Raw genomic sequence first — 12,513 nt, 5'->3', positions numbered from 1 at the left:
GTCAGCAATACGGAGCCGGCGAGCGGCGGGTTCCGGTTGAATCCGTTAAATCTTCAGCGTAGAGAGCGCCGCGGAGAGGGCGGCGACGGCGGGAGGCCAGTCTCCGTTGACCGGCTGACGAAAGAGCCGCGCCGTCGGATACCAGGGACTATCGTTCCGGCCGGCAAGCCAGCGCCAGTCGGAAAGATGCTGCAGCAGGATCCAGACCGGCCTGCCGAGCGCGCCTGCGAGATGGGCGAGGGAGGTATCGACCGAGATTACGAGGTCGAGTGTGGCCATGAGAGCCGCCGCGTCGGCGAGATCCCTGTCGTTCGAGCATGCGTCGATAAGAGGAAAAGCTGCGCCATCCAGCTGGCAAGCCTCTTTGCCGGCCTGGAGCGAGAAGAAGTCGATGTGGGTATGGCGGCCGAGCGGCGCGAAGAGCGCAAGGGGAAGCGAGCGCTGGTGATCGGCGCGGTGCGACGGGTTTCCGGCCCAGGTGATCCCGACCCGCAGGTGTCCTTCCCGACGTGGCCAGCGTGTCCATATTTCTTCGATGGAGCCGGACAGCGGTTTGAGATAAGGCACCGTGGAGGGGATGCTATCGACGGTGGTGCCGAAGGCCAGGGGCAGGCTCATCAGCGGGCAGTGCCAGGCAAACGGCGGAAGCTTCTCCCCGCGGGTAAGGATTTCGGCTATGCCATTCATCTCTGCGAGCAGGCGGCGTAGACGCGGCTGGACTTCGAGAATGACGCGGCCTCCCCGTGCCGTCACCAGCGGCAGGTAGCGGATGAACTGCAGGGTATCGCCCAGGCCCTGCTCGGCATGAAGCAGAATCGTCGCGCCTGCGAGTTCCTCGCCGCGCCACTGCGGCTGTGCGAAGTGACGTCGCGGCTGATGCAGTTCGCGGAACTCCCAGCGATGCTCATGCCGCTGCCAGCCTTCCGCATAAAGCCCGGCGCGCAGGCAGGAGAGCCCGAGGTTGTACTGCCCGCCGGCGTTGTCCGGTTCCAGTTCGACGCCGCGCCGGTAGTGCTCCATCATCGGTTCCTGTTCCCCCTGATAGAGCAGCGTATTGGCGAGGTTGATGTGCGCGGTGGCATAGCGGGGATGGATTTCGAGAGCGCGCAGATAGCAGGCCTGTGCGTCGGCGGTGCGCTGCTGCTGGAGAAGCGCGTTGCCGAGGCTGTTGTGATGCTCGGGCGCGGTGGGGTCGGCCTCGAGCGCATCGCGGAAGCAGGCCTCGGCGCGGGCATAATCGCGCTCATGCAAGAGCGCATTGCCTAGGTTGTGCTGGGCTGCAATGATGCCGGGCTCGAGCGAAAGCGAACGTTGGTAAGCGGCAGTCGCGGCTTTGTAGCGCTCAAGCGCCGAGAGTGCGTTGCCGAGATTGCACCATCCCTTGGAGTAGGCAGGCCGCAGCGAAACAGCGCGGGAATAGCAGCGTGCGGCGCCAAGGTAGTCGTGCCGGTCATAGAGAAGGTTCCCGAGGTTCAGCAGCGCCTCGGGAAAATCCGGCTTCAGGCGAAGTGTGCGCCGGTAGGCGGCGATGGCCTCTTCGCGCCGGCCGAGCGCAGCGCTCGAGGCGGCGAAGGCGAAGTGCAGGCGCGCGTCGCCGGGGGCATGGCGCAGTCCGCGCCGGTAAATGCGGATGGCGTCTTCATGGCGTCCTTCGCGGGCAAAGAGCAGCCCAATGGAGTAGGCGGCGCGCGCGGCTCCGCTGGGATGGCCGGCGAGCGGCAGCCGCAGTGCGCGGATCCAGGCGGAGCGTGCGGCGTCCGGCTTGCCCATGCGCCGCTCGATCACGGCGAGGCAGGACCACGCGGCTCCGTTCTTCGCATCCAGGCGCACGGATTCACGGCAGGCGCGCGCGGCCTCTTCGAGTACGCCAAGGTCGAGCCAGGACTTCGCCAGATTGAGCTGGACGTGCGCCGCTTCGGGCCTCTGCCGGGCAGCGATGGAGAGCAGCTCGACGGCCTGTCGCGGGCGTCGCGCCTGCCGGGCAAGGATGCCCAGCAGTAACAGCGCTTCGGGATCATCGGGGTGTGTATCGAGCGCCTGCTGATAGAGAACGGCGGCGTCGCCGAAGCGGCCCGCGCCGTGATGGCGCAGACCCTCCTGCAGCGGTTGCGAAAGATGAGAAACAGCGGGTTCGCGTGCGGCGGTGCTCACGCAGGAGGTCAATGCAAGTGGGTTGCCAGAAAAGCAAGAGCCGGCATAAGAGCCGGCTCAGGTTTGCCTGGTACGTATCTTCTTCACGCAAGCCAAAGTCAGGCCTGCATGGGCCATCTCAGGCGTTTCTATCCCAGGGTTCCCGCGTGGACCGGAGAGATCGCGCGCAGCCGCTCTACAGCCTCCGGCACCAGCGCCAGCGCGGTGTCGATATCCGCCTCGGTCGTGAGCTTCGAGAGCGAGAAGCGCACGCTCGAACGCGCGCGGCTGTCGGGGTAGCCCATGCCCGCGAGCACATGCGATGGCTCCGACGCGCCTGATTGGCAGGCCGAGCCGCCGGAAACCGCGACGCCCTTCATATCGAGCGCAATGACCAGCGCTTCGCCTTCAACCTCGCTGAAATAGAGGCTCGAAGTATTCGGCACGCGCGGCCCCGCCCCATTCACGGAGGTGCCCGGAATCTGGCTGAGGATGCCCTGTTCGAAGCGGTCGCGTAGCGCGGCGACCCGGTTGAGCGCACCGGAGGCAAGCGCCTGCGCGGCCAGCTCGGCGGCGCGGCCCAGGCCGACGATGCCGGCGACGTTCTCCGTCCCGGCGCGGCGCTGGCGCTCATGCGATCCACCGAAGAAGAGTGGCTCGAGCCGCGTGTTTCGGCGGATGTAGAGAATGCCGGTGCCCTGCGGCGCGTGCATCTTGTGGCCGGAAAGGCTCATCAGATCGCAGCCGATCGCGTCCACGTCAAGCGGCAGCTTGCCCCCCGCCTGCACGGCGTCGGTGTGGAACCAGACATCGGCTTCGTGCGCGATGTGGCCGATCTCTTCGACCGGTTGGATGATGCCGGTCTCATTGTTGGCCATCATGACGCTGATGAGCTTGGTATTCGGGCGCAGTGCGGCGCGGACCTCGGCCGGATCGAGCGCACCTGAGGCCGGCGTCGTGAGAAAGGTCACGTCCACGCCGCGATCGCGTAGGCGCTCGGCGGCATGCAGCACGGCATGGTGTTCGATCGCAGATGTGATGAGGTGATCGCCCGGCGCGAGCAGGCCGAAGAGAGCCATGTTGTCGCTCTCGGTGCCTCCGGAGGTAAAGACGATCTCTGCCTCGCGACAGTGGAGCAGGGCCGCTGCCTGGGCGCGCGCCTTCTCAATCGCAGCACGTGCCTGCTGGCCATAATGATGGACCGACGAGGCATTGCCGAAGCTTTCGAGCAGCCAGGGACGCATCGCGTCCAGCACCTCGGGAACCAAGGGCGTGGTGGCGTTGGCGTCCAGATATATCCGTTGCATAAACCTTATTTTACGGCGAAGTGCATGGCCCGACTGTGATTCAGGGCACCGGTGTGGCGAAGAGCGTTCGCCAGGAGGAGTCGAGCACCAGCCATCGCGGCCGCGAAAACCAGCTGGTGGGCAGCTCCGGGATATGCAGCAGGCCGTGTCCCGAGGTGCAGACCAGCTCGGTGCCGCTCCAGGCCAGGAAACTGCGCGAGGCGAGACCGACGCGCGCCGGATGGGTGAGCCGGCCGAGGCACTCCGGGCAGCGGCTGCGCTGATCCTGCCAACTCCAGCGGAAAAGACCGAGCAGAGCCAGGAATGCGACAGCAAGCTGGATGCACGGTGCGGCGGTGCTGTCGGAGGCGAGGAATCCGTAGGCCGCGCACAGCGACGCCGCATAGGCCAGCGGCACAATGAGCGCGAGCTTGGCGGCAAAGTACATCCAGGCGCGCAGACGGATACGCATGCGGCGCGTGCGCTCGGCGGTGCCGCTGATGGGGATAGGCAGCGTGGCCGGAAGCGCAAGCAGTGCGAGCAACAGGGCAAAGCGGAAGATCGAGCCGGGGCGATGCGCAAGCTCCGCCAGTGACAGGCAAGGATAGCGGTGATCGCCGTCGATCATGACGCGATGCTCCGAAGGAAAGGCCTCGGGCCGTACATGGGCGACGACATAGCCGCGAGCCAGCGGCGAAGTCTCGGCGAGGCTATGCTTGTCCTCGAGCAGCCATGCGTCGGCGTGGCCTGGAAGCTGCCACTGACTGTCAGGAAGAATTCCCGCCACGATCACGCGCCGTCCGCCAAGCTCGACGGACGTGCCGGGCTCCAGAAAGCCGGGATTGAATTTCCTGCCCTTTGCCCGATCGAAGAGGCTGCGGCTCAGGAAGAGCTGCGGCTGTCCATTCACGGCGTGGGCGGTGCTCTGTGGCGCGAGTCCGAGCAGATCGAAGAGATTGTTCGAGGCGCGGAAGACAGAGATGCTGGCTTCATCATGGGGCGCGATGCGCAGGCGATGCTGCTGCGGCTGGTAGAACGCCAGCTCGCGATAAAGCTTTTGGGTGGAGATGCGCCAGGCCTGGTAATCGGCAAAGCGAGTAGCAGGTTGGTCGAGGTGTGAGTAGCCGGAGCTGGTGATCAGAACCAGGTCGCTTGCGTCCGCGCTGTGATGTGGGAGAAGAGCATGGCGCGATCCCGGCAGCGCGAGCGCCAGTGTGAAGATGAGGCCGCAGATCGAGGCCAGTGTAAGGAGGTAGCTTCGCGGGCCGGAGTTTGTTTGGGGCGAGGCGGAAGACGTGTGCGAAACGGGGTCTTCGGTTGAGGATGAACTGGCTGAAGCTTCACGGCGAAGGTAAAGTGCGTCCGGGATCGCTCCGCAGATAAAGGCGAGTGGAGAGGTGCGATTGGCTGTTGCATCGGTGCCGAGCTTCGTGGTCCTGGAACTCGCTGCCACCTGCCACAGTTCCGCTGCCCATTCGGCGTGCCAGTCGGCGCGTTCCGGTGCGGGCACCAGCCACGACGCTGCACGCAGCAGCCAACGGGCGAACAGGCAGTGGCCGGGCATCACGCTTCGCCCGCGGGTGTCGGGATGAGCTTCTCGATCAGGGGATAACGCTTGAGCACGCTCTCGAGCGCCGCAAGTCCTTCACGGGTGAGGCGGTAATACTTGCGCGGAGGCCGCTGCTCACGGTCGGCGATCGCCTGCGCCTCCCACTTGGAAGCGATCAAGCCGTCGCGCTCCAGCCGGCGCATAGCCGGGTAGACGGTGCCGCTGGGCAGGCCGGTCTGTTCCATCACGCTGAAGCCGTAGACCTGGCCGGCGTGAATAGATTGCAGGATAAGGGCGGCGGTGTGGGAAAGCCGGGCTTCTGGCATAGCAGGAATTCTACCCTATGTAGCATTCTGTTGACTTGTCTTTAGATAGAATGCTACATAGGGTGCCATGAGTGAAACTCCGGTACTCGAACTCGACAGGGTCTCGCGCAGCTATCGCGGCATTCCCGCCATCCGCGAGGTGAGCTTTCGTGTCGGCGCGGGCGAGGTCGTCGGCTATCTCGGCGCGAATGGCTCGGGCAAATCGACAACGGTGAAGATCATCACCGGCCTGCTGCAGCCCGACGACGGCAGGGTGCTCTTTCGTGGAAGGAATATCCGTGAAGACCTCACAGCTTTTCGCGCCGCGCTCGGCTATGTGCCCGAAGAGGCGCATGTCTACACCTACCTCTCGGGGATGGAGTACCTCGAGCTGACTGGGAGGCTGCGCGGTATGTCGGAAGCGCGGATCGCCATGCGCGCAAACCAATTGCTCTCCCTGCTCGGATTGAAAGACTGGCGATATTCGCCCATCGGGCTTTATTCGAAGGGCATGAAGCAGCGCGTGCTCATTTCGGCGGCGCTGCTGCATGATCCGCAACTGCTGATCTTCGACGAGCCGCTCTCCGGGCTGGATGCGACGACGGCGCGGCTCTTCCGCAATCTGCTGCGTGAGCTCGGAGCGCAGGGCAAGGCGGTGCTTTACATCTCGCATGTGCTCGAGGTGGTGGAGCAGGTCTGCGATCGCGTAGTGGTGATCGCGAAAGGACGAGTGGTAGCCGACGCATCGCCTGCCGATGTGCGGGCCCTGACCGGCGACGTGGAATTCGAAGATGCCTTCGCCCGTCTGGTCGAAGGCGAGGATACCGTCGAAGTAGCGCGGCAGCTTGTGGCCGCGGTGCGCGATTAAGAGGATTCGTCATGAGTGAGCGCGGCGGGAAGACCAGCGTGCAGCAGCGGTTCGGAGTATTGGTCCGGCATTTTATGGATCGGCTGTGGAATAACGAGCTGGCCTCTGCGAGCGGCGATGCAAAGCTGCGCATGGTGCAGGCGGCGTGTGCAGCCGGCCTGCCGGGATTTGTGATGGCGCTCTATCTCTATCCGGTCTATCACCCGCCGCGTGGACATCATCGCGCGTATTGGTCGCAGGTAGGTGACCACTGGTTCTACGCCGTGTACTCCTTTGTGGCGATGGGGCTGATGACGCTCTTCGCGTGGGACTTCTTCTTTCCCGATCGGCTGGATGTTTATGCGCTGGGCGCGCTGCCTTTGCACGGGCGACTGCTTTTTCGTGCGCGCACCGCGGCGATTGCGGTCTTCCTCGGTGCGGCGCTCTTCGATGCGAACTTCCTCGCCCCGCTGGTGCTGCCTGCTGCGGTGGATCCGCCGCATCTTGCACGATTTCTGTTCGCGCACCTCGTATCGGTAGCGCTGAGCGGAGCCTTCGCTGCTGCGCTGGTGCTTGCTATGCAGGGATTGCTGCTCGCTTTGCTCGGTGGCCGCCTCTATGCGCGACTCGCCTTTGCAATGCAGGCGGTACTCGGGACAAGCCTCTTCACTCTGCTGCTGACGGCTCCGGCTGTGGGCGATGCAATGCGCGGTGCCCTGATCGGGCACGTGGCCTGGGTCGATTGGCTGCCGCCGATGTGGTTCCTCGGACTCTATCAGCGGTTATTGGAAGGCAGCGGCAGGGCATCTGTTTTTGGCATGCTCGCGGTGCGAGGCTGCATCGCCACTGCAATAACGGCCGTCATTGCAGCGGCGGTGTATCCGCTGGCCTATCGCCGACGGGTGCGCGAACTGGCCGAGGGGGTTGGAGTGCGAAGCGCGCGGCGCAGCGGTGGCTCGTTGCAGGGGGTGCGGCTCTTGCCGCGTCCGGAGGCGCGAGGCGTGTGGGGCTTTGTCTCGCAGACTGTGGCGCGTGTACCGCGCTATCGCACCTATCTTGCCATGTACGGCGGGCTTGGGCTTGCGCTGCTGGCAGGCTGTGCGTTGCGTTTTGCGGTGAAGGCGGAAGGTGTCCAGCTTCTCCTCTCGACAGACGGCCTGAGGGCCGCTGTGATTGTCGCGGCCTTTTGGGTCGCGGCGGGACTGCGCGCACTCTTTCTCGCCCCCGGCGACCGCCGCCCAGGGTGGGCCTTCCGCGTCCTCGGTCGTCCTCAGTGGACGATGCTGGAGTCTGCTCGGCAGTGGGCTCTCGCTGTAACGGCGCTTGCGAGCATCGTTGTAGCGATGGCATCGATTGTCCTTGGCGATGCGTTGCTGCGGTCTGTGTCCGGAATCCTCTCGCAGGCCGTGATGGCCGTCGGTCTGAGCCTGCTGCTGGTGGATGGCTTCTGGTTCGGAATAAGGACGCTGCCTTTTCAGAACGCCGAGGCTCCTCCACCGACGCGCATCGCGTGGGTCATCGCACTGTACGTAGGGCTGCTGCCCGCGGTCGTTGCTGCCTCTCTGACCGTCGAAGACTGGATGATCGCGGGATGGCTGAAGATTGTCACCGTCGCGGTTGCATTTGTTTTTACTCACGCTGCGCTGCGTTGGCTGGACAAGCGCAGGTTCGATGAGTGGATGCGCGAGCCGGAATGTGACGAGGATGCCGAGGAGTTTCCGCAGCGTTTGGGATTGCGCTATTGATCCGGAGGTTAGATCAATCCCTTCGCCTTGATCTCAAGGTATTCGTTGATGGCAGCAGTTTGCATCGAGCCTGCGGAGGTTTCGACGACGAGCACTCCCAGAGCTCGCAGCCGGGCGACCATTTCGCGCCGGCGCTCAAGGATTTCAACTGCCGCGGCGGAGTGAAACATTGCTTCGACAGAGCTGGGCTCATGCCGCGCAAGGGTATCGAGTTCCGGATGAACCAGCAGCACCAGCAGCACGAGATGGCGTCGGGCGAGGTCGGCTGCCGCGTCGACAACTTCCGGGCGACGCGCCGTGTCGGCGAGTTCGGTGATCCACAGAACGAGGCTCCGCCTGCGTTGCAGGTGCTTGAGACGTGCGGCCGCGGCGAGATGCGCGGCTTCGGCGGATTCAGGCCGGATCTGTGCGAGCGAATCGATGAATTGGCGCAGATGCGCGGGACCGGACGCAGGTGGAAGCTGTTGCTGGATGCGACGTCCGTAGACGAGCAGGGCAGCCTTATCGCCGGCTTGCATGACGGTCTGCGCAAGCGCGATGGCCGCTCCTGATGCCTGGTCGAGTTGTGTGAGCGAAAGAGTCAGAGATTCTTCCGAGGTTTGTGTTGTCTCGGTGCTTCCCGAGCGTGTGGGACGAAGCTCGAAGGCTGTACGCGAAAGCCTGCCCGCATCGAGGACGATCCACACCTGCTGGCTGCGCTCGGTAGTGAATTCGCGGGTGATGACCTTGGCTCGGCGCGCGGTCGCAGTCCAGGAGACGTTGCGCAGTTCATCTCCGCGCTGGTATTCCCGCAGGCTCTCGAACTCGCGTCCCACGCCGCGCAGGCGCAGGCGGCGTTTCTGGAGCGCGATCTGCCGGATTCGTAACAGATAGAGTGCCGAATCTTCGGGGGAGCGCTCGAGCGGAGGATAAATGCGGACATTCTGTGCGAGATCGGCCACAGCCCAGCGCTCGGCAAGATGCAGCGAGCCGCGATAGCGGAGAAAAATCCTGCCGAGCGCGACATCGCCGCGTGTATTCGGGGTGATGGTGAAACCGAGCTGCGCGGGATCGCGAGGAAAAGCCTGCAGCGTATGCGTGGCGGGCAGTGGGTCGAGATGCGGGTGTAATGCGTCGGTCAGGCGTAGCTCAAGAATGCGGTGAGCCGCGTGAGTGACGGAGAGCGTAATGCGCGTGGGCTGGCCAAGGACAGGCGATTCCTCGAAGCGTCGCCCGGCAGTGAGCGCAGCAGGTGAAGGAAGCAGCGCTGCATCGAGGATGGCGAGCGCAAGTATAAACGCATCCCAGGCAAGCATCGCCACAATCCATCGCGGATGAAAGAACGCGGGGATGGCCAACAGGCATCCTGCTGCCAGCAGTACGAGCGCACGCGGAGTGAGCGCCCAGCCCAGGCGGCCTTTGAGGGGGCCATGCGGCTGGGCGGGGGCTTCAATTGGCGGTGGGATGAGCGTCTGGATCATGGAAATCTGATTAACAGGTCAACTATCGAGGCAGGGGAATCGCAGCAAGCAGGTCAGCGATCACGCGATCGGGGTCGAAGCCCTCAAGCTCTACCTCGGGCTTGAGGATGAGACGATGGCGCAGGCAGGGGAATGCCGCTTCCTTCACGTCGTCCGGCAGCAGGTAGGTGCGGCCTTCGCGTGCGGCGCAGGCGCGGGCCACGAGCAGCAGCGCAGTGGCGGCGCGGGGACTCGCGCCGCGGGCGATCGATGGCCATTCGCGCGTGCGGCGGACGACGGCAAGCACGTAGTCGAGGACTGCGGGCTCGATGCGGATGCTTCGCACCTCGGAGCGTGCAGCGGCCAGATCCTCGGGAGCGATGGGCTCAATCGGGAGCTGATCGAGAGCGGTTGCAGCAAGATGGCGCTCGAGGATAGTGCGTTCTTCTTCGGCGGATGGATAGCCGACGCGAATTTTGAGCAGGAAGCGGTCGAGCTGTGCCTCGGGCAGTGGATACGTACCTTCGAATTCGAGCGGATTTTGTGTGGCGAAGACGGTGAAGTAAGGATCGAGTGCGTGCGTCTCGCCGTCCATCGTCACCTGCCGCTCTTCCATGCTTTCCAGCAGTGCTGCCTGCGTGCGCGGCGGCATGCGGTTGATCTCGTCGGTGAGCAGAAACTGCGTAAAGACTGGGCCGCGATGGAAGGTGAACTCGCTCGTCTTGAGTGAGAAGACGCTGGTGCCGAGAATGTCGGCGGGCATCATGTCGGGCGTGCCCTGCACGCGGCGGAAATCGAGGGCGAGGAAGCGCGCGAGCGTCTTCACCGTCAGCGTCTTGGCCACGCCGGGTACGCCTTCCAGCAGCGCATGGCCGCCGCAGAGCAGCGTAAGAATGGCCTGGTCGATCATCTCGGCCTGTCCGGCGATGATGCGGCCCAGCTCGCGGCGTCCGCGGGCGAAAAGGGCTTGCGTGGGTCGATCGTTCAGAGCTTCGTTGCCAGTGGGTTCAGAGAAGGCTTCGTTCACGGTCTTATCCTTAACGGCTATCTTTAACATGTGCAGCTGCTGGTTGCCCGGCAGTAATGCTGGCGGACAGCGCTGCGATGTGGTGATCGATGCGGCGGACGAGCGCAAGCGCGCTCTTCGGACTGAGTGCTTGAGGGCTCATGCTGGTCTGTTCTGCGCCGCGCACCGAGGCGAGATCCTGCGCGAGTCCGGCAGGCGCGGCGCGGAAGCGCTCTGCCACAGCCGCGGCGATGGCTTCCGGTGAACCCTGCAGCGTTACGCGTGGGATGCCGCCCTGTGTTTCAAGGAAGTGCATGAGCCTGCGCTCGGCAGCGGAGGTAGCGACGGTAACGGCTCCGGCCTTGCGGTAGAGATCTCCCATGGAGTGCGCGAACTCGAGCGGAGAGGTGCGCTGCACGCGGACAGGCGTGCGCCGTGGCCCGTTGCGGCGGCCAAAGCTGAGGACGAGCAGGAGACCGACGATGGCGAGTTGCCAGCCCATGGGGACAACGGGCGTTCCGGCCGCGGTGTCCCACAGATCCTCGCGCGCGCCGTGGATGTACTCGTCGAAGAGAACGGTGCTGCCCGGCTGTCCAACAGCCGCGAGCAGCAGGCGGAGGTTGGCGTCGTTCTGCAGGCCGCGATTGCTCAGTGGATACGGCGAGCTCCACCAGATCGCCTCGCCTTGTTGCACGGGATAGTGGACGACGACGGGATCGGAGCCGCAGGCCTGGTCGACGATGGTGCCCGGATCGGAGGCGTCCCAGCTCATCTCGATCGGGAGCTGGATGTGGCCTGCGCGCGCCTGCGGGCTCAGCCCCTGCGGCACGGCATCGCAAAGGCTGGTGTAGATGCGGGAGGCCGCACGCTGGCTCGCGCCCGGGAGCAGCGGGCCGCTGGTCGAACCGGCGGCAAGGATATGTCCGCCGCGATTCAGGAAGTCAGAAAAGTGGTCCTTGTCGGTACGGTAGTCGTAGGCCCCGGCCGCAGCCAGAATGAGCGTCGTATGCTCGGCAGGAAAGCGATCGAGCGCGGCGGCGGGCTCATCGAATCGTTGCACATGGTAACCAAGCTGCCCGAGCAGCGTATACGCGGCTTTCGCTCCGGCGGAGCCGCTGTTGTCGATCGACGGCGTTGCATCGCTATCGACACGCGCCGGGGCGAAGAATGCGCCGACAACGACGATGAGCAGCGCCGCGCCGGTAATGCCGAGAAGAATGCGGGCATCGCGGCCCGGGGTGCGAAGACTCATGCGGCGCGCAGCTCCTCGTGCAGATGGAGAGCCTGCTCATAGTCGCCGGGCACGGCGGCCTCGAGGCCGTACCAGATGCGCTCGAAGGCGCTGGTCTGCTGCTCGAGCAGCGTGCGGCGTGCGGAGCCGGGCTCGACCAGGCGAAGATATTCGCGCGGCGTGCGGGAGCGGCTGGGAGCCCACAGGCGGCGGCCTTCCAGCAGAACGATGCTGGCCCAGTAGAGGCAGTGGATGGCGTCGCGCCACTCATGCGCCCCGGCATGGAGAGCGGCAAGCTCGCGCCAGTTGCGGGAGGCTTCTTCGGCCGGATTGATTTCACGGCCGGCTTCCACGGCGAGACGGAGCCGCTGGCGCCGGAGGACACGCATCGCCCAGAGCGCAAGTCCCGTCAGCGCAAGGGCGACAAGCGACCACTCGATGACCGGACCGACCCACGGATCGCGGCGGCCGAAGCCGGCAACGCCTCCGAAGAGGCGGTCGAGCCAGGAATAGAGCCGTGCCGCAATCCGATCCCACACGGAGACCTGGGTGACGGTGACGTATTCGGGGCGGGCGAGGATCGCATCCCGCCTCTGGATGGCCTGCGCGGGAAGTGGCGCAGAGGTGGACGCCCCGGCATCGCGCAACTCCTCGTCCAGATGCCGGGCAGCGCGGTCCAGAAGCGCGTTGCGATCCTTGAGCGATGGGTCATGAGTTGTGCGCAGGCTTTCCCGGAGCCAGTCGTAGTGTGCGTCGAAGCTGAAACCGCCCCCGGAGACCTGCTCATCGCCCCCAACCTTATCCGGATCGCACTGCGTGGGCGACTGCCGGCAGGCATCGACGAGCGTTTTGAGCGAAGACAGGTGCGCGGTATAGGCGGGCAGGGTGGACGCCGGCAGAGCCCGGCCGGCGAGCGGCCAGCCGAGCGCAAGCGCAAAGAGAACAAGACGGACTGCGGAGCGGAAACGCGGCATC

At 65.0% G+C, this 12,513-nt stretch carries 10 protein-coding genes; 2 read left to right on the top strand and 8 right to left on the bottom strand.

The genetic code is table 11. The features are described 5' to 3' along the window. Positions 1-45 precede the first annotated feature (45 nt). From QM649_RS08670 to QM649_RS08655, 4 genes are all read right to left on the bottom strand, one after another. On the bottom strand, positions 46-2,151 hold the full coding sequence (locus tag QM649_RS08670) for a tetratricopeptide repeat protein (RefSeq protein ID WP_415198630.1): 2,106 nt from the start codon (positions 2,149-2,151) through the stop codon (positions 46-48). A 128-nt stretch (positions 2,152-2,279) separates the two neighbouring features. Continuing rightward, on the bottom strand, positions 2,280-3,437 hold the full coding sequence (locus QM649_RS08665) for a cysteine desulfurase family protein (protein ID WP_415198629.1): 1,158 nt from the start codon (positions 3,435-3,437) through the stop codon (positions 2,280-2,282). Between the two features lie 40 nt (positions 3,438-3,477). Next, a complete protein-coding gene (locus QM649_RS08660; RefSeq protein WP_415198628.1) occupies positions 3,478-4,980 on the bottom strand; it encodes a hypothetical protein in 1,503 nt (500 codons plus the stop codon). Then, positions 4,980-5,291: a PadR family transcriptional regulator gene (locus QM649_RS08655; protein WP_415198627.1), complete on the bottom strand. Its 312-nt coding sequence runs from the start codon at positions 5,289-5,291 to the stop codon at positions 4,980-4,982. Before QM649_RS08655 ends, QM649_RS08660 begins: the two co-directional genes overlap by 1 nt. Before the next feature lie 67 nt (positions 5,292-5,358). Here QM649_RS08655 and QM649_RS08650 point away from each other — a divergent pair, with 67 nt between their 5' ends. Both QM649_RS08650 and QM649_RS08645 read left to right on the top strand, forming a co-directional pair. Then, complete coding sequence (locus QM649_RS08650) at positions 5,359-6,138, top strand: ABC transporter ATP-binding protein (protein ID WP_415198626.1); 780 nt, start codon at positions 5,359-5,361, stop codon at positions 6,136-6,138. 11 nt (positions 6,139-6,149) lie between these two features. Further along, the gene (locus QM649_RS08645) at positions 6,150-7,862 is read left to right on the top strand and encodes a hypothetical protein (RefSeq protein WP_415198625.1); all 1,713 of its coding nucleotides are present in this window, start codon (positions 6,150-6,152) and stop codon (positions 7,860-7,862) included. Between the two features lie 8 nt (positions 7,863-7,870). On the opposite strand, the gene QM649_RS08640 is transcribed toward QM649_RS08645, so the two are convergent. Genes QM649_RS08640 through QM649_RS08625 form a run of 4 tightly spaced genes read right to left on the bottom strand, consistent with a single transcriptional unit; the run spans position 7,871 to position 12,512 of the window. Further along, complete coding sequence (locus tag QM649_RS08640) at positions 7,871-9,322, bottom strand: DUF58 domain-containing protein (RefSeq protein ID WP_415198624.1); 1,452 nt, start codon at positions 9,320-9,322, stop codon at positions 7,871-7,873. Between the two features lie 22 nt (positions 9,323-9,344). Beyond that, positions 9,345-10,328, bottom strand: coding sequence for an AAA family ATPase (locus tag QM649_RS08635; protein WP_415198623.1), 984 nt, complete (start codon positions 10,326-10,328; stop codon positions 9,345-9,347). Between the two features lie 10 nt (positions 10,329-10,338). Then, positions 10,339-11,559 carry a DUF4350 domain-containing protein gene (locus QM649_RS08630; RefSeq protein WP_415198622.1) on the bottom strand — a complete coding sequence of 407 codons (1,221 nt, stop codon included), beginning with the start codon at positions 11,557-11,559 and terminating at the stop codon, positions 10,339-10,341. Further along, positions 11,556-12,512: a DUF4129 domain-containing protein gene (locus tag QM649_RS08625; RefSeq protein ID WP_415198672.1), complete on the bottom strand. Its 957-nt coding sequence runs from the start codon at positions 12,510-12,512 to the stop codon at positions 11,556-11,558. The genes QM649_RS08630 and QM649_RS08625 overlap by 4 nt, the downstream gene beginning before the upstream one ends. Between the last annotated feature and the right edge of the window lies 1 nt (position 12,513).

This window comes from Silvibacterium sp. (genome assembly GCF_047605705.1).
Lineage (GTDB): Bacteria > Acidobacteriota > Terriglobia > Terriglobales > Acidobacteriaceae > Silvibacterium.
The sequence above is the reverse complement of the archived record's forward strand: the minus strand, read 5'-3'. Positions and strand labels throughout refer to the sequence as shown.

Excerpts from the sequence above, each read along its gene's own strand:
- QM649_RS08645 (WP_415198625.1), top strand. The coding sequence starts at position 6,150 with ATGAGTGAGCGCGGCGGGAAGACCAGCGTGCAGCAGCGGTTCGGAGTA.
- QM649_RS08660 (WP_415198628.1), bottom strand. The coding sequence starts at position 4,980 with ATGCCCGGCCACTGCCTGTTCGCCCGTTGGCTGCTGCGTGCAGCGTCG.
- QM649_RS08655 (WP_415198627.1), bottom strand. The coding sequence starts at position 5,291 with ATGCCAGAAGCCCGGCTTTCCCACACCGCCGCCCTTATCCTGCAATCT.
- QM649_RS08665 (WP_415198629.1), bottom strand. The coding sequence starts at position 3,437 with ATGCAACGGATATATCTGGACGCCAACGCCACCACGCCCTTGGTTCCC.
- QM649_RS08625 (WP_415198672.1), bottom strand. The coding sequence starts at position 12,512 with ATGCCGCGTTTCCGCTCCGCAGTCCGTCTTGTTCTCTTTGCGCTTGCG.
- QM649_RS08650 (WP_415198626.1), top strand. The coding sequence starts at position 5,359 with ATGAGTGAAACTCCGGTACTCGAACTCGACAGGGTCTCGCGCAGCTAT.
- QM649_RS08630 (WP_415198622.1), bottom strand. The coding sequence starts at position 11,559 with ATGAGTCTTCGCACCCCGGGCCGCGATGCCCGCATTCTTCTCGGCATT.
- QM649_RS08640 (WP_415198624.1), bottom strand. The coding sequence starts at position 9,322 with ATGATCCAGACGCTCATCCCACCGCCAATTGAAGCCCCCGCCCAGCCG.